General features: G+C 53.0%; 19 protein-coding genes. 7 read left to right on the forward strand and 12 right to left on the reverse strand.

Translation table 11 applies throughout. The annotated features are described in order from the left end of the window. Positions 1-42: 42 nt before the first annotated feature. Both ampE and ampD read right to left on the reverse strand, forming a co-directional pair. Positions 43-897 (reverse strand): beta-lactamase regulator AmpE, encoded by an 855-nt coding sequence (ampE, locus tag M4I31_RS19615; RefSeq protein WP_069324048.1) that lies wholly within the window; start codon positions 895-897, stop codon positions 43-45. Further along, the gene (gene ampD, locus M4I31_RS19620) at positions 894-1,457 is read right to left on the reverse strand and encodes a 1,6-anhydro-N-acetylmuramyl-L-alanine amidase AmpD (RefSeq protein WP_038637254.1); all 564 of its coding nucleotides are present in this window, start codon (positions 1,455-1,457) and stop codon (positions 894-896) included. The genes ampE and ampD overlap by 4 nt, the downstream gene beginning before the upstream one ends. An 87-nt stretch (positions 1,458-1,544) precedes the next feature. Here ampD and nadC point away from each other — a divergent pair, with 87 nt between their 5' ends. The 4 genes from nadC to hofC all read left to right on the forward strand — a co-directional run bounded on the left by nadC (position 1,545) and on the right by hofC (position 5,684). Beyond that, positions 1,545-2,438, forward strand: coding sequence for a carboxylating nicotinate-nucleotide diphosphorylase (gene nadC, locus M4I31_RS19625; RefSeq protein WP_085048304.1), 894 nt, complete (start codon positions 1,545-1,547; stop codon positions 2,436-2,438). A gap of 224 nt (positions 2,439-2,662) precedes the next feature. Next, entirely contained in the window at positions 2,663-3,100 is a 438-nt protein-coding gene (gene ppdD / locus M4I31_RS19630; RefSeq protein ID WP_085048305.1) for a prepilin peptidase-dependent pilin, read from the forward strand. Between the two features lie 9 nt (positions 3,101-3,109). Further along, positions 3,110-4,492, forward strand: a complete 1,383-nt coding sequence (gene gspE, locus M4I31_RS19635; RefSeq protein WP_085048306.1) for a type II secretion system protein GspE — start codon at positions 3,110-3,112, stop codon at positions 4,490-4,492. After that, the gene (hofC, locus tag M4I31_RS19640) at positions 4,482-5,684 is read left to right on the forward strand and encodes a protein transport protein HofC (RefSeq protein ID WP_085048307.1); all 1,203 of its coding nucleotides are present in this window, start codon (positions 4,482-4,484) and stop codon (positions 5,682-5,684) included. The genes gspE and hofC overlap by 11 nt, the downstream gene beginning before the upstream one ends. A gap of 34 nt (positions 5,685-5,718) precedes the next feature. On the opposite strand, the gene M4I31_RS19645 is transcribed toward hofC, so the two are convergent. After that, positions 5,719-6,762, reverse strand: coding sequence for a GMP reductase (locus M4I31_RS19645; protein ID WP_085048308.1), 1,044 nt, complete (start codon positions 6,760-6,762; stop codon positions 5,719-5,721). A gap of 225 nt (positions 6,763-6,987) precedes the next feature. On the opposite strand from M4I31_RS19645, the gene coaE reads away from it, so the two are divergent. From coaE to yacG, 3 genes are read left to right on the forward strand one after another with little or no spacing between them, the layout of a single operon-like run. Next, positions 6,988-7,608, forward strand: a complete 621-nt coding sequence (gene coaE / locus M4I31_RS19650) for a dephospho-CoA kinase (RefSeq protein WP_038637237.1) — start codon at positions 6,988-6,990, stop codon at positions 7,606-7,608. Continuing rightward, positions 7,608-8,351: a cell division protein ZapD gene (gene zapD / locus M4I31_RS19655; protein ID WP_038637234.1), complete on the forward strand. Its 744-nt coding sequence runs from the start codon at positions 7,608-7,610 to the stop codon at positions 8,349-8,351. Before coaE ends, zapD begins: the two co-directional genes overlap by 1 nt. Before the next feature lie 9 nt (positions 8,352-8,360). Beyond that, on the forward strand, positions 8,361-8,555 hold the full coding sequence (gene yacG / locus M4I31_RS19660) for a DNA gyrase inhibitor YacG (protein ID WP_003018740.1): 195 nt from the start codon (positions 8,361-8,363) through the stop codon (positions 8,553-8,555). 90 nt (positions 8,556-8,645) lie between these two features. Here the strand turns inward: yacG and mutT are convergent, their stop codons facing one another. The 9 genes from mutT to murC all read right to left on the reverse strand — a co-directional run bounded on the left by mutT (position 8,646) and on the right by murC (position 19,361). Beyond that, positions 8,646-9,035 (reverse strand): 8-oxo-dGTP diphosphatase MutT, encoded by a 390-nt coding sequence (mutT, locus tag M4I31_RS19665; RefSeq protein ID WP_038642991.1) that lies wholly within the window; start codon positions 9,033-9,035, stop codon positions 8,646-8,648. Positions 9,036-9,091: 56 nt separating this feature from the next. Next, positions 9,092-11,797, reverse strand: a complete 2,706-nt coding sequence (gene secA, locus M4I31_RS19670; RefSeq protein ID WP_038637231.1) for a preprotein translocase subunit SecA — start codon at positions 11,795-11,797, stop codon at positions 9,092-9,094. Positions 11,798-11,857: 60 nt separating this feature from the next. Next, positions 11,858-12,364 (reverse strand): secA translation cis-regulator SecM, encoded by a 507-nt coding sequence (secM, locus tag M4I31_RS19675; protein WP_038637228.1) that lies wholly within the window; start codon positions 12,362-12,364, stop codon positions 11,858-11,860. A 282-nt stretch (positions 12,365-12,646) separates the two neighbouring features. Continuing rightward, positions 12,647-13,564 carry a UDP-3-O-acyl-N-acetylglucosamine deacetylase gene (lpxC, locus tag M4I31_RS19680; RefSeq protein ID WP_085048309.1) on the reverse strand — a complete coding sequence of 306 codons (918 nt, stop codon included), beginning with the start codon at positions 13,562-13,564 and terminating at the stop codon, positions 12,647-12,649. Positions 13,565-13,664: 100 nt separating this feature from the next. Beyond that, positions 13,665-14,816, reverse strand: coding sequence for a cell division protein FtsZ (gene ftsZ, locus M4I31_RS19685; protein WP_003018753.1), 1,152 nt, complete (start codon positions 14,814-14,816; stop codon positions 13,665-13,667). A gap of 62 nt (positions 14,817-14,878) precedes the next feature. Next, positions 14,879-16,141 carry a cell division protein FtsA gene (gene ftsA, locus M4I31_RS19690; RefSeq protein ID WP_003018755.1) on the reverse strand — a complete coding sequence of 421 codons (1,263 nt, stop codon included), beginning with the start codon at positions 16,139-16,141 and terminating at the stop codon, positions 14,879-14,881. Further along, positions 16,138-16,971 (reverse strand): cell division protein FtsQ, encoded by an 834-nt coding sequence (gene ftsQ, locus M4I31_RS19695; protein ID WP_038637223.1) that lies wholly within the window; start codon positions 16,969-16,971, stop codon positions 16,138-16,140. Before ftsQ ends, ftsA begins: the two co-directional genes overlap by 4 nt. Position 16,972: 1 nt before the next feature. Further along, positions 16,973-17,893 (reverse strand): D-alanine--D-alanine ligase, encoded by a 921-nt coding sequence (locus M4I31_RS19700; RefSeq protein WP_085048310.1) that lies wholly within the window; start codon positions 17,891-17,893, stop codon positions 16,973-16,975. Next, positions 17,886-19,361 (reverse strand): UDP-N-acetylmuramate--L-alanine ligase, encoded by a 1,476-nt coding sequence (gene murC / locus M4I31_RS19705; RefSeq protein ID WP_085048311.1) that lies wholly within the window; start codon positions 19,359-19,361, stop codon positions 17,886-17,888. Before murC ends, M4I31_RS19700 begins: the two co-directional genes overlap by 8 nt. Position 19,362: the final 1 nt, after the last annotated feature.

The raw sequence follows: 19,362 nt of genomic DNA on the forward strand, positions 1-19,362 counted from the left end.
CCATTCCAGGCCGGATAAGCGTTAGCGCCATCCGGCACAACGCTACACTAATGTGCCATAAATGGTGAGCAACGCGATAATCACCACCACCACAAAAGAGGTCTTCTTCGCCATTGAAACAGCCGCTTTTGGCGTTTCGACTTTATCAGTATGCGGTTCACGCGCCAGAGAGAACTGCGCCAGACGCGTTAACACCTGATATTGCGAAGTATGCAGATCCGCCAGTGAGGCAAACCAGGCCGGCAACGCTTTCTCGCCGTGTCCCAGCAACGCATAGACTACGCCAGCCAAACGAACCGGGATCCAGTCCAGCACATGCAGGATCGCATCAATACCCGATTGCAGACGCTGATGCGGCGTCTGATAGCGCGCCAGCCAGGACTGCCAGGCGCGTAAAAAGGCATAACCAACCAGCGTCACCGGTCCCCAAGGACCACCGACAATCAACCAGAATAACGGCGCCAGATAAAAGCGGAAGTTGTTCCATAACAACGCGTTCTGCAGCTCGCGCAAGAACTCTCGCTCATCGCAATCCGGCGGAACCCCATGTATAAGCGTCAGCTCGCTGGCCATCGCCTCACGAGCATGTGCGTCATCGCGAGCGGCCGCCTGCAAATAGGCATGATAGTGGAGACGCGCCTTGCCTGCGCCGATGCACAGCAAGCCAATTAAGATCCACGCCACCAGCAACGGAACGTTAAACAGCAGCCCATGAACCGCGCGCAGCAGCAGGAATGTCAGCCCCATTGCAATCAGGGTCATGCCCACCGTACGCATCATCGAGAAGTGCTTAATTCTGCGGAAAAAAGCTTCCACCCGATGATCAAGCTGCCAGTGCTCACCCAGCTTAAACAAGCGTTCAACAATCAACACCAGTAATGTTGTAAACAACGTCATGTCATCTCCTTGTGCGACGAGGGGGTGACCAGGGCGCGAAATTTTGCCCAGTCAAAAGACGGCCCGGGATCGGTCTTACGTTCGGGGGCAATATTACAGTGTCCAGTCATATTGTTGGCAATGGCCGGATAACGCGTAATCAGTGCATTCGTCACGGCGGCCAGTTGCTTATACTGTGCATCGGTATAGGCCAGCGTATCCGTTCCTTCCAGCTCAATACCAATTGAAAAATCATTACAGCGCTCACGCCCCTGATAATTTGACACGCCAGCATGCCAGGCGCGTTTATCAAAAGGGACGTACTGCACAATCTCACCATCACGGCGGATCAAACAATGGGCTGAGACGCGCAAATGGGCGATCTCAGCAAAAAAAGGATGGGCCTTGGGATCAATCGTGCCGGTAAATAACGCGTCTATCCACGGGCCGCCAAACTCGCCGGGCGGCAGACTGATATTATGCACCACCAGCAGAGAAGGGGTTTCGTCATCCGGGCGGCAATCGTAATGAGGAGAGGGAACGCGTCGCGCCTCTGCCAGCCAGCCCTCGTCTAACAACATGCAGAATCTCCTTATTGGTGGTGCTCATACCAGGTTCAGGGTAGCATGTTTCTACCTTATGATTCGTTAGCAATTTGGAGTTTTATCATGCCGCCTCGCCGCTATAACCCTGACTACCGACGTGACGCGCTGTTGGAACGCATAAATCTGGATATCCCTGCCGCTGTAGCTCAGGCACTGCGCGAAGATTTAGGCGGAGAAGTTGATGCCAATAACGATATCACCGCACAGCTTTTACCCGAAGATATGCGTTCCCACGCCACCGTGATTACCCGAGAAAATGGCGTTTTTTGCGGGAAACGTTGGGTGGAAGAGGTCTTTATTCAATTGGCTGGCGATGATGTCAACATCACCTGGCATGTCGAAGATGGCGACAGCATTAAGGCTAATCAACCGCTGTTTGAGCTGGACGGCCCTTCCCGCGTACTGCTGACCGGCGAACGTACCGCGCTTAATTTTGTACAGACGCTTTCGGGCGTGGCGAGCGAGGTGCGTAAATACGTCGATCTGCTGGCGGGGACAAAAACCCAACTACTGGATACACGTAAAACGCTGCCAGGACTGCGTACCGCCCTGAAATATGCCGTGTTATGCGGCGGCGGCGCGAATCATCGCCTGGGGCTTTCTGACGCCTTCCTGATTAAAGAAAACCACATTATTGCTTCTGGTTCGGTACGTAAGGCCGTTGAAAAAGCCTTCTGGTTGCATCCGGATGTGCCCGTTGAAGTTGAAGTTGAAAGCCTGGAAGAACTGGACGACGCACTGAAAGCCGGGGCGGACATCATCATGCTCGATAACTTCGAAACTGAGCAAATGCGCGAAGCGGTAAAACGCACCAACGGCCAGGCGCGTCTGGAAGTCTCGGGTAACGTCACCCATGAAACGCTGCGCGAATTTGCCGAAACCGGTGTGGACTTTATCTCCGTTGGCGCACTGACCAAGCACGTCCGCGCGCTCGATCTCTCCATGCGTTTTCGTTAATTGCAAGGCCCGATGGCGCTTCGCTTATCGGGCCTCCCCCAGCCGGATAAGGCATTTACGCCGTCATCCGGCAGTTTCTTCGAGTCCCTTCGCAAATACATTGTCTGATCCTGTAATTTCGTAAAAATCCTCTGAACCCGCTTTCCCGTTCTGTTTTTTGTCTCTCGCCTAAGATCCGTTCGATTTGCCAAAGTGGCGCCAGCTAACTCAGGAGCGAATCAACAATGGATAAACAACGAGGCTTCACGCTTATCGAACTGATGGTGGTCATTGGCATCATTGCCATTCTTAGCGCCATCGGCATTCCGGCTTATCAAAACTATCTACGCAAAGCCGCCCTGACAGACATGCTGCAAACCTTTGTCCCCTATCGCACTGCGGTCGAGCTCTGTGCGCTGGAGCATGGTGGAACAGAGACTTGCGATGCCGGGACCAATGGTATTCCCTCCCCCACAACCACCCGTTATGTCTCAGGCATGAGGGTTGAAAAAGGCGTTGTCAGCCTCACAGGCCAGGAAAGCCTGAATGGGCTAAGCATCACGATGACGCCGGGTTGGGACAATGCCAACGGTATTACCGGCTGGAGCCGTAACTGCGCCATTCCAAATGACAGCGCCCTACAACAGGCTTGCGAAGACGTTTTCCGCTTCGACACGTACTAAGGAAAAGAGATGAATACCACGCAACTCACGGCGCTATGCCAACGTTATCAGGGAATATTACTCGATGCAGACAATGAAGTAGTGCACATCGCCGTGGTGGATGCACCGTCCCATGAGCTGCTGGACGCCCTGCATTTTGCCACCACCCGACGTATCGACATTGTTTGCTGGACGCGCCAGCAAATGGAAGGCCACACGCATACGCCACAGAAAATGTTACCGGTCGTAGTGTCTGAAAGCAGCGCCACCGCAGCTGGGTTGCTGAATCAGACGTTTCAATCCTCCCTGGCGCAACGGGCTTCTGATATTCACTTTGAACCAGCGGAACATCGCTATCAGATCAGATTACGCGTGGATGGCGTATTACACGCTTTGCCGGAAGTCACAACTGAGATGGGCATCGCTATCACCGCAAGATTAAAAGTATTAGGCAGCCTGGATATTGCCGAACACCGGCTGCCACAAGACGGACAATTTACCATTGAAATTTCAGGACAACCCATCTCGTTTCGTATCTCCACCCTGCCCTGTCGCTGGGGTGAAAAGGTTGTACTACGGCTACTTCATCAGGTCGATCAGACACTGGATATCACCGCGCTGGGTATGCAGGACGCGCAGTTGGCAGCATTTTCGCAAGCGTTGCAGCAGCCTCAAGGGCTGATTCTGGTTACCGGGCCTACCGGGAGTGGTAAAACGGTCACCCTGTACAGCGCGCTACAAACCCGAAATACATCAGAGGTGAATCTTTGTAGCGTAGAGGATCCGGTAGAGATCCCCATCGCAGGCCTTAACCAAACACAAATTCACCCACGCGCAGGTCTTACTTTTCAGGGCGTATTGCGCGCTCTGCTGCGCCAGGATCCCGACATCATTATGGTCGGCGAAATCCGCGATGGCGAAACGGCTGAAATAGCGCTTAAGGCGGCACAAACCGGTCATCTGGTTCTGTCAACACTGCATACTAATTCCACCAGTGAAACGCTGGTACGCCTGCAGCAAATGGGGGTTGCGCGCTGGATGATCGCCTCCGCGCTGACGCTCGTCATTGCCCAGCGCCTGGTCAGAAAGCTATGCCCCCATTGCCGGCAACGCCTGGAGACATCCATTACGCTCCCCAAAGTCATCTGGCCCATGCCACTGCCACGTTGGCATGCGCCTGGTTGCGAACATTGTTATCACGGCTTTTATGGTCGTACCGCATTGTTTGAAGTGCTCCCGGTAACACCTGCATTACGCCAGAGCATCGCCAGTGGCACATCCGCAGACGGGGTCGAGTCAGTTACTCAGCTATCGGGACGTACGCTTTTCGAGAATGGCTGTCAGGCTGTCGAACAAGGCTTAACGACATATGAAGAACTTATTCGCGTACTGGGCATGCCGCATGTCAGCTAAACAGCTTTGGCGCTGGCAAGGCATTAACAACGAAGGTGAGCCGTCGGAAGGAGTATTATGGGCTGATACCCGACTCTCGCTAATACAAGCGCTGGAGCAGCGGCATATCACGCCGTTACGTATTAAACGTATCTATGTCAAAAACTCTCACTGGAGCCGTGAAAGAAGCGCCGAAACCATACATCAGTTGGCAACCTTGCTGAAAGCAGGGCTAACACTCTCGGCAGCGCTAACCCTGCTGGCTGAACAGCATCCCAGCAGCCAGTGGCAGGCGCTCCTGCGCACGCTGGCTCACGATATGGAGCAGGGCATTTCCCTCTCCACCTCACTCGCAACATGGCAACACGTTTTTCCGCCACTTTATCAGGCGATGATTCGTACCGGAGAGCTTACAGGTAAGCTGGATGATTGCTGTTTTGAACTCGCCAGACAGCAAAAAAACCAGCAGCAACTCGCTGATAAAGTTAAAAAAGCCCTGCGCTATCCGATTATCATCATCACGATGGCGGTAATAGTGGTATTTGCGATGCTGCAGTTTGTGCTCCCTGAGTTTGCCGCCATCTACCAAACGTTTAACACCCCACTACCAGCGCTCACTCGGGGGATGATTGCCATCGCCCACTACAGCAGCCAATGGTCGTGGCTGGCGGTAGCATTCACGATGCTCTCGGTTATGACATATCACGTGATCAAACAGAAACCGTATTGGCGCATTCTGAGTCAGAAATGGTTGCTTGGGCTCCCGGTGACAGGAGCAATGGTCAGAGGGCAAAAACTCACGCAGATCTTTACCGTTCTGGCGTTAACACAAAACGCTGGCATTCCCTTTTTACAGGGTCTTGAGAGCGTTAGAGAAACGCTTGCCAGCCCTTTCTGGTCTCAACGTTTAGCGCAGGTTCATCACGATATCAGCGCCGGGAAACCTGTCTGGTTGGCGCTGAAAAATTGCGGTGAATTCAGTCCATTATGTATACAGCTGGTAAGAACGGGGGAAGCATCCGGCTCGCTGGATGCAATGCTGCGTAATCTCGCCCACCATCACGGGGAGAAAACGCTGTCTCAGGCGGAAAATCTGGCTGCGCTACTTGAGCCCGCGTTACTGGTCATTACGGGTTTGATCATCGGTACGCTGGTTGTCGCGATGTATTTACCGATTTTCCATTTGGGAGATGCAATGAGCGGCGTGGGATAAAGCTGGCGCATTACCACACGCCAGCTTCATCATGTTACAGGCTATTGAAAACGCGGTTTTCTTGTTCCTGTACACGAATAAACGTTGTACGTTTGGTTAGCTCTTTCAGACGGGAGGCGCCTACATAAGTACAAGCTGAACGCAGGCCACCGAGGATATCGCGAGCGGTATTATCAACCGGACCACGCAGCGGCAGCTTAACAGTTTTACCTTCTGCAGCGCGGTACTGTGCAACACCACCTACGTGACGCGTCATGGCAGATTCAGAGCTCATACCGTAGAACAGCATGAATTTCTCACCGTTCTCTTCAACAATTTTGCCGCCACTTTCTTCATGACCGGCCAGCATGCCGCCGAGCATAACGAAGTCCGCGCCGCCGCCGAATGCTTTTGCCACGTCGCCCGGCATTGTGCAGCCACCGTCGCTGACAATCATACCGCCCAGACCATGCGCTGCGTCGGCACATTCAATCACTGCAGAGAGCTGCGGATAGCCAACGCCGGTTTTTACACGCGTAGTGCATACAGAACCAGGCCCAATACCGACTTTGACAATGTCCGCACCGGAAAGTATCAGCTCTTCACACATTTCGCCGGTAACCACATTACCCGCACAGATCGTTTTCGTCGGCCATGCTTCACGCGCTTTTGACACAAACTGAACAAAATGCTCAGAGTAGCCATTTGCCACATCAATGCAGATAAAGTTCAGCGCCGGGTTGAGCGCCAGAATCTGTTTGGTTTTTTCGAAATCTGCGTCAGACGTGCCGGTGGAAACCATCACATGCTGGAGGATATCGGCAGAGCTATCCGCGATAAAGGCAGACCAGTCTTCAACAGAATAGTGTTTGTGCACAGCGGTCAGGATGTCGAAGGATGCCAGCGCCTTTGCCATGGCAAACGTCCCGACAGTGTCCATGTTCGCAGCGATAATTGGTACGCCGGACCAGGTCTGACCTGAATGCTTAAAGGTAAATTGACGTTCCAGCTCAACATCGGAACGGCTTTTGAGAGTAGAACGCTTAGGGCGGATAAGAACGTCTTTGAAACCTAACTTCAGATCTTCTTCGATACGCATGTGCGGATTCCTGGGGTTAATGGCGAAAAATCGAAACTCACAACTCCAGTGACGCTATCATACGCACTAATCAATGCCGCGCAAGACTGCGAAATTCTCTTTTTTTACGCTACAATCCCATAAATTTACCTGGCGAATAGTAGGTTAATCCTGCAGCAGCCTCGCCTTCGCGCGCTTAACTTTTAACTGTTTGATAATCAAACTTAAACTCCAGGACCTGCATCTATGAGGTATACAGTAGCCTTAACCGGCGGCATTGGCAGTGGTAAAAGCACCGTTGCAAATGCGTTCGCTGACCTCGGAATAAACGTGATTGATGCAGATATCATTGCGCGTCAGGTGGTTGAACCAGGTACGCCTGCCCTCATGGCGATTGAAGAACATTTTGGTTCCGACGTGATAGCCGCGGACGGGTCGCTACAGCGACGCATTTTACGCGAACGTATTTTTTCCAATCCTGAGGAAAAAAGCTGGCTAAATGCGCTGCTCCATCCGCTTATTCAGCAGGAAACACAGCGTCAGTTTGATCAAGCGACCTCGCCCTATCTGTTATGGGTTGTCCCGTTGCTGGTAGAGAATTCGCTGTATAAAAAAGCCAACCGCGTGCTGGTGGTGGATGTCACCCCCGAGACCCAGCTCAGACGAACCATGCAGCGTGATGATGTGACGCGCGAGCATGTTGAAAAAATTCTTGCTGCCCAGGCTACGCGTGAAGCGCGTCTGGCCGTGGCAGACGATGTTATTGATAATAATGGCGCACCGGAAGCCATCGCCTCGGATGTCGCCCGCCTGCACGCGCTCTATTTGCAATGCGCGTTGCAGTTTGTCTCACAGGAAAAACCGTAATGCACACCCAGGTCCTTTTTGAACACCCTCTCAATGAGAAGATGCGTACATGGCTGCGCATAGAGTTTTTGATCCAACAGCTCTCCGTTAATTTACCTATTGCAGACCATGCAGGCGCACTGCATTTTTTCCGTAATATCGGCGATTTACTGGATGTCTTTGAACGCGGTGAAGTTCGCACCGAACTCCTGAAAGAACTTGAACGACAACAGCGTAAACTCCAGGCCTGGGTTGAAGTTCCCGGCGTCGATCAAAGCAGAATCGACGCATTGCGCCAACAGTTAAAAAGCGCGGGCAGCATTCTGATTTCGGCCCCACGCATTGGACAAACGCTGCGTGAAGATCGCCTGATTGGCCTCGTGCGTCAGCGTTTAAGCATTCCTGGCGGATGCTGCAGTTTCGATCTCCCCACCCTGCATATCTGGTTACATTTACCACAGCCGCAACGCGACGCGCAGGTTGAAACCTGGCTTGCCAGCCTGAATCCACTCAACCAGGCGTTGTCGCTGGTGCTGGATTTAATTCGTAACTCGGCGCCGTTTCGTAAACAAACCAGCCTGAATGGTTTTTACCAGGACAACGGCGAAGATGCCGATTTGCTGCGCTTGCAGCTGCCGCTGGATTCGCAGCTTTATCCGCAAATTTCTGGTCATAAGAGCCGTTTTGCCATTCGTTTTATGCCGCTGGATAGCGAGAATGGCCAGGTGCCTGAGCGTCTCGATTTTGATCTGGCGTGCTGTTAAGGAGTCAACATGTCTGAACAAACCATCGTCAACTGCCCAACCTGCGGTAAACCCGTGGTGTGGGCTGAAGTCAGTCCGTTTCGCCCATTCTGCAGCAAACGCTGCCAGTTAATCGATCTGGGTGAGTGGGCCGCAGAAGAGAAACGTATCCCCAGCTCTGGCGATCTGTCGGAAAGCGACGACTGGAGTGAAGAGCAGAAATAATTCTGCTAAAACGGGATAAAGCAACGCCGCATCCGGCGTTGTATGTTGTTTTGCCTGATGGCGCTGCGCTTATCAGGCCTACGAACACCCTTAGCCCGCAATCAGCTTTTCAATTACCGGGGCATTCGCGGGCGGGAAGTCCTCCACATTCAGAGCATCTTGCGCAATCCACTGCGCCGGTTGCCCCTCTTTTCCCCACGGTTCGCCTTCCCAGCTTTCCACCAGCCAGAACCACAGCGTAATGTGCCGGTCCGGAAACTGATACTCCAGCTTTTCGAACAGTGAATTCTGAGTCGGTGTGATCCCAACTTCTTCCTGTAGTTCGCGAATCAGCGCCTGCTCAGGCGTTTCACCCGCTTCAATTTTCCCGCCGGGGAATTCCAGCTTATTTGCCATATGGGCATCCGCCGCACGCTGGGTGATAAAAATTTCATTGTGCTGGTTACGAATAATCCCGACGGCGATCTGCAATTTTTTCATTTTCATCGTCCATAAAAAAGGCGCAGAAGTCTGCGCCTTTTCAATAAGTTATTTTCTTAGCTCAGACGGCCATGACACTGTTTGTATTTTTTGCCGGAACCGCAAGGGCACGGATCGTTACGACCCACTTTACGCTCGCCGGTTTGTGCTGCCATCTCTTCTGCCGCGGCGGCATCGTCGCCTTTATGGCTCAACTGCTGCATCTGCGCTAAACGCTCAGCTTCTTCACGACGCTGCTGCTCCATCGCTTCTACTTCTTCTGGCATACGTACCTGAACTTTGCTCAGGGTGCTGATCACTTCATACTTCAGTGATTCCAGCATTGATGCAAACATAGAGAAGGATTCACGCTTGTATTCCTGCTTCGGATCTTTTTGCGCGTAACCACGCAGGTGGATACCCTGACGCAGGTAATCCATCGCCGCCAGGTGCTCTTTCCACAGCGAGTCGAGCGTTTGCAGCATCACGCCTTTTTCGAAGTGACGCATCATCTCTGCGCCCACAACTTCTTCTTTACGCTGATAAACTTCTACCGCGTTTGCCAGAATACGTTCGCGCAGCGTTTCTTCGTGCAGCTCAGGTTCTTTATCCAGCCACTCTGAAATCGGCATATCCAGATCAAAGTCGTTTTTCAGGCGCTCCTGCAGACCCGGAATATCCCACATCTCTTCCAGAGACTGCGGCGGAATATAGGCATCAATCGTCGCTTTGAAGACGTCTTCGCGGATGCTGTTAATGGTTTCGCTAACGTCAGAGACATCCAGCAGTTCGTTACGCTGGGTGTAGATTGCGCGGCGCTGATCGTTAGCAACGTCATCATATTCCAGCAGTTGCTTACGAATGTCGAAGTTGCGGCTTTCCACTTTACGCTGCGCGTTTGCAATCGCTTTCGTCACCCATGGGTGTTCAATCGCTTCACCCGGCTTCATACCCAGTTTACGCATCATGCCGGACACGCGGTCAGAGGCAAAAATACGCATCAGCGCATCTTCCATCGACAGGTAGAAACGAGACGAACCCGCATCCCCCTGACGACCGGAACGACCACGCAGCTGGTTATCGATACGACGAGATTCATGACGCTCAGTGCCGATAATATGTAAACCGCCGGCCGCTAACACCGCGTCATGACGAACCTGCCAATCAGCTTTGATCTGGGCGATCTGTTCCGGAGTTGGGTCTTGCAGCTCGGCAACTTCCGCCTGCCAGCTACCACCCAGCACGATATCGGTACCACGACCCGCCATGTTTGTCGCAATAGTGACGGCTGACGGATAACCCGCCTGGGCGACGATATCCGCTTCGCTGGCGTGGAACTTGGCGTTCAGCACGTTGTGCTTAATGCCTGCTTTGGTCAGCTCGTTAGAGACCACTTCCGATTTTTCAATGGAGATAGTACCCACCAGCACCGGCTGGCCATTAGCGGTACGCTCTTTAATATCTTCAATAATCGCCTGAATTTTTTCCGCTTCGGTCATGTACACCAGATCCGGTAAATCCTTACGGATCATCGGACGGTTGGTCGGAACGACCACGGTATCCAGTTTGTAGATGGAGCTGAATTCAAACGCTTCAGTGTCTGCAGTACCGGTCATACCGGCCAGTTTTTCGTACAAACGGAAGTAGTTCTGGAAGGTAATGGATGCCAGCGTCTGGTTTTCGTTCTGGATTTCCACGCCTTCTTTCGCTTCAACAGCCTGGTGCAGGCCATCGGACCAGCGACGCCCCTGCATCGTACGACCAGTGTGTTCGTCGACGATGATAACTTCGCCATCTTTCACGATGTAGTCGACGTCACGGGTAAACAGCACGTGCGCGCGCAGTGCGGCAGTCACGTGGTGCATCAGCATAATGTTGCCCGGAGAGTACAGCGACTCGCCCTCATCCATAATGCCTTCGTTCACCAGCAGTTCTTCAATCAGCACCAGACCACGTTCGGTCAGGTTAACCTGGCGCGCTTTCTCATCAACGGAGAAGTGGCCTTCACCCTGGAAAGTGTCGGAATCTTCCTTCTCCTGACGGATCAGATGCGGGATGATTTTGTTCACTTTTTTATACATTTCCGAGCTGTCTTCAGCCGGACCGGAAATGATCAGCGGCGTACGCGCTTCATCGATCAAGATGGAGTCGACTTCATCGACCAACGCATAGTGCAGTTTACGCTGAACACGCTCTTCCGGGCTAAACGCCATGTTGTCACGCAGGTAGTCAAAGCCGTATTCGTTGTTGGTACCGTAGGTAATATCGGCATTATAAGCTTCACGCTTAGCTGGCGCTGGCAGGCCAGACATGTTGATACCGACAGTCATGCCGAGGAATTCAAACAGCGGGCGGTTATTTTCGGCGTCACGCTGGGCCAGGTAGTCGTTCACGGTAACCACGTGTACGCCTTTCCCGCTTAACGCGTTCAGGTACGCCGGCAGCGTTGCGGTCAGGGTTTTACCTTCACCGGTACGCATTTCCGCGATGCAGCGATCGTTAAGCACCATACCGCCCAGCAGCTGAACGTCGAAGTGGCGCATGCCGAACACACGCTTACTCGCTTCGCGAACCACCGCGAACGCTTCCGGGATCAGGCTCTCAACGCTGGCGCCTTTTTCCAGACGGGCGCGGAATTCCGCGGTCTTTGCTTTCAGCTCATCATCGGAGAGTTTTTCCATCTCCGGTTCCATGGCGTTGATGACATTGACCACTTTACGCATACGACGCAGCGTACGTTCGTTACGGCTACCGAATACTTTTGTTAATAATTTGATTAGCATAATAAAATCTCAAACGCCCCGCGGTGCGGAGTCAAAAATTATAAGTTGGAAGGTTCTTTTTTAGCTGAGGCGTTGAGGGCCAGCGCGGATACCCTGCAGCTGGCTGATCCAGACCGGAACGCTAAACGCGGCCTGAGAGGTAAAATGAGAGTATGTCACGCGACTCACGGTCGCCGGCGGTCTGCCTTCTTGCGTCAGCATCGCGCTGAGCGTATTCAATAACGCAAGATGGTGCGCCTGGATTGGCAACGGCTCTTCGGCAACGGGCAGCGCCTGAGGAGCCATAGCAAAAGAAAGGTGGCGAATAACCGTACGAATAGCATGCTGATGCCAGTAGTCGACGGTAAAATTCGGGCGGCGATTGGTCGCTTCCAGCAAAGCAAGCTGGTTAAAGTTAACTTTAGCGCCTTGATCGTGATTGCTGGCGGTCGCCTTCGCGGGAGTATTAGGTTCAGCAGCATTACCGAGCGCGGGCAGGCCAAAACTAGCCGCGACCATCCCCAACAGGAGATGCGGCCAGAAGTACCGTCTGCCTAACTGTCGCCAGCGCGTCAGTATTCCACTCACGTTATTGCCACCTGATATACCCTGCGTTTGGGGTTACATATGCAAAACCATTTTTTGCGCACAAATATTACCATTAATGCGTTCGCACCACAGCAGTAATGACGCAAGTCGCGGGTAAATATGCTTAAGAAAGCAGCGATCGAACGCTATTTTACTCTGCCGGTGGGGAGAAAGTCGCTTCAGGGAAGGTGGTTTGCAATCGGAAAATAAAAAAACGACTGGTTCACCTGGCCGGAGAGAGTGCCAGATTAACCAGTCGAATTTATGCGACAGCGTATGTCGTTATGCCAGTACGATCGAAGGTGCTTTGAACGCCAACGGCAGTTCTGCATCGTCCTGGAAGGTCACATATTCCCAGGCTTCCTGTTTCGCCAGGACCGCCTGCAACAATTTGTTATTCAATGCATGACCGGATTTATACGCGGTGAATGCACCAATAATGTTGTGACCACACATGAACAAGTCACCAATCGCGTCGAGCATTTTGTGACGAACGAATTCGTCTTCAAAACGCAGGCCGTCTTCGTTCAATACGCGATAATCGTCAACAACGATGGCACAATCGAAGCTGCCGCCCAGGCACAGGCCGCGGGACTGCAGATATTCGATATCACGCATGAAGCCGAAAGTACGCGCGCGGCTGATCTGGCGCATGAACGCATCCGCAGAGAAGTTCATCGCGTAGCGCTGCGTGCTGGAGTCGATTGCCGGATGGTTAAAGTCGATGGTGAAATCCAACGTGAAACCATTGTACGGCTTAAACTCAGCCCACTTATCGCCATCTTCGACACGAACGGTCTCTTTGATGCGAACAAATTTTTTGGCGCTGCTCAGTTCTTCAATACCCGCATCAAGCAGCAGATAAACGAACGGAGCGGCACTGCCATCCATAATCGGGATTTCCGGGGCGTTAACTTCAATAACGATGTTATCGATACCTAAGCCCGCCAGAGCAGCGTTAAGGTGCTCAACGGTTGAAATCCGTACATCATGCTCGTTGACCAGACACGTACAGAGCATGGTATCACGCACAGATTTGGCATCGGCCGGGAAATCTACCGGAGGATTCAAGTCGGTGCGACGATAGATGACCCCGGTGTTGGCCGGCGCAGGGCGTAATGTCAGGGTGACTTTTTTGCCGGTATGCAAACCGACGCCAGTCGCCTGAACGATACGTTTAAGAGTCCTTTGTTTGATCATCGTATAATCTCGCCAAATTACCTATCCAACCGAAGTGTACTATACATTCGGTGGGCCAGTTTAGCACAAAGAGCCACAATTCCCAAATTCCAGCTAATTCTTAATCAGCTTGCTTACGCAGGAACGCAGGGATATCCAGATAATCCGGCTCTTTGGTGGTTTGCGGCGTATTGTCGTTAACCACTTTCGCAACCGGTTTTTGCTCTTGCGTCAACGGCGCCATACCGTGCTGCTGGTAACGATCCATTACCGGCTGCTGGACCTGCTTGTTGGTTACCAGAGTGATTTCAGGACGCTTGTCCATACCAATTCCAGTCGCAACAACGGTCACGCGCAGTTCGTCGTTCATATCCGGGTCCAGAGAGGTACCGATAACCACGGTCGCGTTATCCGATGCAAAGGCACGGATGGTGTTACCGACGGTTTCGAATTCATCCAGACGCAGGTCGAAGCCCGCAGTAATGTTGACCAGCACGCCGCGCGCGCCAGACAGATCGATATCTTCCAGCAGCGGGGAAGAGATAGCCATTTCAGCCGCTTCTTCCGCACGGTCTTCACCGCTTGCCACGCCGGAGCCCATCATCGCATAGCCCATTTCGGACATCACGGTGCGCACGTCTGCAAAGTCGACGTTCATCAGGCCCGGACGCGTGATCAGTTCAGCGATACCCTGGACTGCGCCTTTCAGCACGTCGTTCGCTGCGCCAAACGCATCCAGCAGGGAGATACCACGGCCCAGCACTTTCAGCAGTTTATCGTTCGGGATAGTGATCAGAGAGTCCACGTGTTTGGACAGTTCGGTGATGCCCTGCTCCGCGAATGCCATACGCTTCTTGCCTTCAAAGTTGAAAGGCTTAGTCACGACAGCAACGGTCAGGATACCTAAATCTTTTGCCACTTCAGCAACCACTGGCGCTGCACCGGTTCCGGTACCGCCGCCCATACCTGCTGCGATAAACACCATGTCTGCACCGTCAAGCGCTGCACGCAGAGCTTCACGATCTTCGTCTGCCGCATTACGACCGACTTCCGGGTTTGCACCCGCGCCCAGACCTTTGGTGATGCCGCTACCAATTTGAATGGTCTGTCCAACCGCCGTTTTACGCAACGCCTGAGCGTCGGTATTCACCGCAAAGAATTCAACACCTTCGATGCGCTCGCGCACCATGTGTTCAACGGCATTACCGCCGCCGCCGCCGACGCCGATGACTTTAATCACCGCGTCATTGGTTAGTTCCATAGGTTCAAACATAGTTTCTCTCTCCGTTGTGCCTGTCGCCTGAGACCTTTAATGTGCGTCGGTCTCTTTAAAAATTAAAACTCTTTTCTCAGCCAGCTATTGAGTCGTTTAATCCACGAGCCAACTGACGCCGTTACGCGTTTTTCAACTTCAGCCTCACCACTCAAATGGGACTCTTTCCCGTAGTGAAGCAGCCCCACCGCCGTTGAATAATACGGCTCCTGGGCATAATCCGTCAGACCGGTAATATTCAGCGGTGCGCCAATACGGACTTGCGTATGGAACACGCGCTGTGCGCAGGCTGCAAGACCTTCAATTTGCGCTGCGCCACCGGTTAACACAATCCCCGCCGCCAGATGATGTTTCACCCCCTGCTGGCGAAGCTGTTCTTGTAATTGCAAAATTTCTTCGTTGACCAGGTTGAGCAGCTCGGTATAACGCGGCTCAATGACCTCTGCCAAAGTCTGACGCTGCAGGCTACGCGGCGGACGACCGCCCACGCTTGGCACCTCAACGCTCTCGTCTTTACCGACGATGGAGCCCAGCGCGCAGCCATGACGTACTTTGATGGCTTCAGCATCGCTCGGCGGCGTACCAAAGGCATACGCGATATCGCTGGTCACCACATTCCCTGCATAAGGGATCACTTTGGTATGGCGCAACGCCCCGCCAGTATAAACGGCGATATCCATTGTACCACCACCAATATCTACCACGCAGACACCCAGTTCACGTTCATCTTCCGTCAACACGGAATAACTGGCTGCCAGTCCGGCGAAAATCAGTTGGTCAACTTTCAGACCACAACGTTCAACGGCTTTGACAATATTCTTCGCCATGTCGTTGTGGCAGGTAATAAGATGCACTTTTGCCTGCATACGTACGCCGGAAAGACCTACCGGATTTTTGATACCTTCCTGGTAGTCAATGGCGTATTCCTGCGGAATAACGTGCAGAACACGATGTTCATCGCGCACGCGTACGGATTTTGCCGTATGTACGACGTTTTCCACATCTTCCTGCGTCACTTCCTCTTCGGAAATGGGCACCATACCAATTTCATTCTGACAGCTAATGTGTTTGCCGGAAAGCGCCAGATACACCGAGGATATCTGGCAATCTGCCATCAGCTCAGCCTGGTCAATGGCGCGCTGTACGCATTTCACCACTGACTCAAGGTCATTCACCCCGCCTTTATCCATACCTCGCGATGGGCAACTGCCCACGCCAATGATATTGACCATACCGTCGGGCAGAACTTCCCCTACTAAAGCGGCTACCTTCGCGGTGCCAATCTCCAGTCCAACTACCAGTTTTCTGTCCGTCGCCTTGATCATTGTTGTTCTGCCTGTGCCTGATTCTGTTGCTGATTAGATTCCTCAGGAGGCAAGGGAACCCAGCCTACTGCCGCTCCTGAGTCATAACGCAAATCAACGTAGCTAATCCGTTTGCCATCGGTTTGCGCCTGCTGCTGTAAAACCGGGTAGAGTTCCACAAAGCGAGCCAAACGTTTTATCGTATCGCCCCTGCCCAGATTGAGCTTAATATCGTTATTTAGCGTCAACTGCCAGGAACGACGCGCGGTCATCGCCGCTTCCTTCAGGGTGAATCTATCCTTAGCCAGCACCTGCCCCATATCGCGGAACCCTTGCAGCACTTCACTTGCGCTGCCTTCCGGTCCGTACAACATGGGTAATACCTGCTTATTGGCCCGACCGGATGGGACGCTGAACGTATTGCCTTCAGCATCCACCATGTGCTGGTCATTCCAACGCGCAATTGGCACATATTCAACCAGATGAATCTTCAATTCATCAGGCCATTGCTTTCTGACGCTCGCCTGTTTAATCCACGGGAGGCGTTCAATCTGACTCTGGATGATGTTCACATCCTGGGTCATAAAGGTTCCCGGCGCGCCCAGCGCCAGAATGGACTGACGGATATCATCATTGCGCGTGTAATGCCGTTCGCCGGTTAACACCAGTTTTGACAACGGCAAACGCTGCGCATCTTCCATCCATCCCAACACGACCCAGCCGCTGACAAACACGGTGCACAGCACTGTCAGCAGGAACAGTATTCCTGCAAGACGCGTTCCATTATTGCGGCGTGAGGAATTTACGTCTTCTTCATCACCGTTTCGCGTGTTCAGCGCAGCCTGCGACATATCAGTCCGCCAACTCCAGAATTCTTACCACCAACTGCGAGAAGCTCAGACCCGCCTGACGCGCCGCCATCGGCACCAGGCTGTGGCTGGTCATACCCGGAGAGGTATTGGCTTCCAGCAGATAAAACTGGCCATCGCTGTCCAGCATGACGTCAATGCGCCCCCAACCTTTACAGCCTAAGGCGGTCCACGCTTTCAGGACTAAATCCTGTAATTGGGCCTCTTGCTCGACTTCCAGACCTGCAGGGCAGAAATATTGTGTCTCATCAGAGAGATACTTCGCCTCATAATCATAGAAGGTTCCCGCGGGTTGGATACGTATTGACGGTAAAATTTCTTCGCCGAGTATCGCAACGGTAAATTCCGGGCCACTGAGCCATTTTTCAATCAGTACTTCTTCATCATGCTGAAAAGCCAATGCTAATGCACCCTGCAAAGCATTTTCTTCTTCAACTTTTGACATCCCTACGCTGGAACCTTCACGGCTTGGCTTCACAATCAGCGGTAAACCTAACGCAGAAATTTTTGCAACTATCTCATCGCTAAGACCTTTTTCGAACTCAGCGCGGGTCAACGCAACCCATGGCGCGACGGGTAAACCTGCGCCCTGCCACAGCAGCTTGCTGCGCAGTTTGTCCATCGAAATCGCGGAAGCCATGACGCCGCTGCCGGTATAAGGCAGGCCAATTTGCTCCAGCATGCCCTGCAACGTGCCATCTTCACCGCCACGGCCGTGCAGCGCAATAAACACCTTCTGAAAACCCATTGATTTCAGAAGAGTGACATCAACCTCTTTAGGGTCAACCGGATGGGCATCCACGCCGCCTTCACGCAACCCGGCGAGCACAGCCGCGCCAGAGTTCAGCGACACTTCTCGTTCTGCGGAGGTGCCCCCTAACAGGACCGCGATTTTATCAGCCATGTTGTTCTTCCTCCGGATTTTGCGGCTTCAGTTTGATTTCAGCTAAGGAACGCGCAATTTTGCCGATATTTCCAGCACCTTGCACCAAAATCAGATCGTTGCCGGTTAATACCGGTGCCAACATTTCTGCCACCTGGGCCGGATCGGATACCAGAATAGGATCGATCTTACCGCGACCACGAATAGTACGGCACAGCGAGCGGCTGTCTGCGCCTGGAATGGCGGCTTCGCCCGCGGCGTATACATCCAGCATCAACAGCGCATCAACCTGAGTCAGCACGTTGGCAAAGTCGTCGTACAAATCGCGCGTACGCGTATACCGATGCGGCTGGAACAGCATCACCAGATTTTTGTCCGGCCAGCCCGCGCGCGCGGCTTTAATCGTGGCATCCACTTCCGTTGGGTGATGGCCGTAATCATCAACCAGCATCGCGGTCCCGGCTTTACCGTTAACCGGCTCAAGCGGGAATTCGCCGAGGAAGTCAAAACGGCGTCCGGTACCCTGGAAACTTTCCAGCGCGCGCAGGATCGCGTCGTCTTCAATACCTTCTTCCGTTGCGACCGCTACCGCGGCAGCCGCGTTCAGCGCATTGTGGCGGCCCGGCGCGTTCAACGTTACGCGTAGTTCGGCCATCCCCTGACGCACCAGGGTGAAGTGACCCTGCGGGCCGATCTGCTGGTAATCTTCAACGCGCACATCGGCATCATCACTGAAACCATAGGTTGTGGTTTGACGGCCAACTCGCGGTAGCAGTTCGCGGATCACCGGATCGTCAACGCACATCACCGCACGACCATAAAACGGCAAGTTATGCAGGAAATTAATAAACGTCTGCTTTAAATTTTCGAAGTCGCCATGGTAGGTATCCATATGGTCGGCTTCGATATTGGTGACAATCGCTACCATCGGCTGCAAATGCAGGAACGACGCATCGCTCTCGTCCGCTTCGGCAATCAAATAACGGCTATGACCCAGACGTGCATGAACGCCTGCGGCCTTCACCAGACCACCGTTAACAAAGGTCGGATCCAGCCCCGCTTCCGCGTAAATACTGGAGACCATCGCCGTGGTCGTGGTTTTACCGTGCGTCCCGGCAATGGCGATGCCGTGACGAAAACGCATTAACTCCGCCAGCATTTCAGCGCGACGGATAACAGGAATGCGCGCTTCATGCGCCGCAACAATTTCCGGGTTATCCGCAGAAATGGCGCTGGAGACCACTACCACGCTCGCATCGCGTACGTTTTCCGGACGATGGTTGAAGAAAATCGTGGCACCGAGATTCGTCAACTGCTGCGTCACCGGATTTGGCGCTAAGTCAGAACCGCTGATCTGATAACCTTCATTGGCCAAAACTTCGGCAATACCGCCCATACCAGCACCACCGATGCCGACAAAGTGAATGTGCCGAACGCGACGCATTTCGGGCACGATGGAACGCAGTTTTGCCAGTTGTTGTGTATTCATT

Origin of the sequence: Citrobacter sp. XT1-2-2 (assembly GCF_023516235.1) — a bacterium.
Lineage (GTDB): Bacteria > Pseudomonadota > Gammaproteobacteria > Enterobacterales > Enterobacteriaceae > Citrobacter > Citrobacter werkmanii.

What these genes read in the sequence shown, in the direction of transcription:
- ampE (WP_069324048.1), bottom strand. Translation starts at nt 897, where the DNA reads ATGACGTTGTTTACAACATTACTGGTGTTGATTGTTGAACGCTTGTTT.
- ampD (WP_038637254.1), bottom strand. Translation starts at nt 1,457, where the DNA reads ATGTTGTTAGACGAGGGCTGGCTGGCAGAGGCGCGACGCGTTCCCTCT.
- nadC (WP_085048304.1), top strand. Translation starts at nt 1,545, where the DNA reads ATGCCGCCTCGCCGCTATAACCCTGACTACCGACGTGACGCGCTGTTG.
- ppdD (WP_085048305.1), top strand. Translation starts at nt 2,663, where the DNA reads ATGGATAAACAACGAGGCTTCACGCTTATCGAACTGATGGTGGTCATT.
- gspE (WP_085048306.1), top strand. Translation starts at nt 3,110, where the DNA reads ATGAATACCACGCAACTCACGGCGCTATGCCAACGTTATCAGGGAATA.
- hofC (WP_085048307.1), top strand. Translation starts at nt 4,482, where the DNA reads ATGTCAGCTAAACAGCTTTGGCGCTGGCAAGGCATTAACAACGAAGGT.
- M4I31_RS19645 (WP_085048308.1), bottom strand. Translation starts at nt 6,762, where the DNA reads ATGCGTATCGAAGAAGATCTGAAGTTAGGTTTCAAAGACGTTCTTATC.
- coaE (WP_038637237.1), top strand. Translation starts at nt 6,988, where the DNA reads ATGAGGTATACAGTAGCCTTAACCGGCGGCATTGGCAGTGGTAAAAGC.
- zapD (WP_038637234.1), top strand. Translation starts at nt 7,608, where the DNA reads ATGCACACCCAGGTCCTTTTTGAACACCCTCTCAATGAGAAGATGCGT.
- yacG (WP_003018740.1), top strand. Translation starts at nt 8,361, where the DNA reads ATGTCTGAACAAACCATCGTCAACTGCCCAACCTGCGGTAAACCCGTG.
- mutT (WP_038642991.1), bottom strand. Translation starts at nt 9,035, where the DNA reads ATGAAAAAATTGCAGATCGCCGTCGGGATTATTCGTAACCAGCACAAT.
- secA (WP_038637231.1), bottom strand. Translation starts at nt 11,797, where the DNA reads ATGCTAATCAAATTATTAACAAAAGTATTCGGTAGCCGTAACGAACGT.
- lpxC (WP_085048309.1), bottom strand. Translation starts at nt 13,564, where the DNA reads ATGATCAAACAAAGGACTCTTAAACGTATCGTTCAGGCGACTGGCGTC.
- ftsZ (WP_003018753.1), bottom strand. Translation starts at nt 14,816, where the DNA reads ATGTTTGAACCTATGGAACTAACCAATGACGCGGTGATTAAAGTCATC.
- ftsA (WP_003018755.1), bottom strand. Translation starts at nt 16,141, where the DNA reads ATGATCAAGGCGACGGACAGAAAACTGGTAGTTGGACTGGAGATTGGC.
- ftsQ (WP_038637223.1), bottom strand. Translation starts at nt 16,971, where the DNA reads ATGTCGCAGGCTGCGCTGAACACGCGAAACGGTGATGAAGAAGACGTA.
- M4I31_RS19700 (WP_085048310.1), bottom strand. Translation starts at nt 17,893, where the DNA reads ATGGCTGATAAAATCGCGGTCCTGTTAGGGGGCACCTCCGCAGAACGA.
- murC (WP_085048311.1), bottom strand. Translation starts at nt 19,361, where the DNA reads ATGAATACACAACAACTGGCAAAACTGCGTTCCATCGTGCCCGAAATG.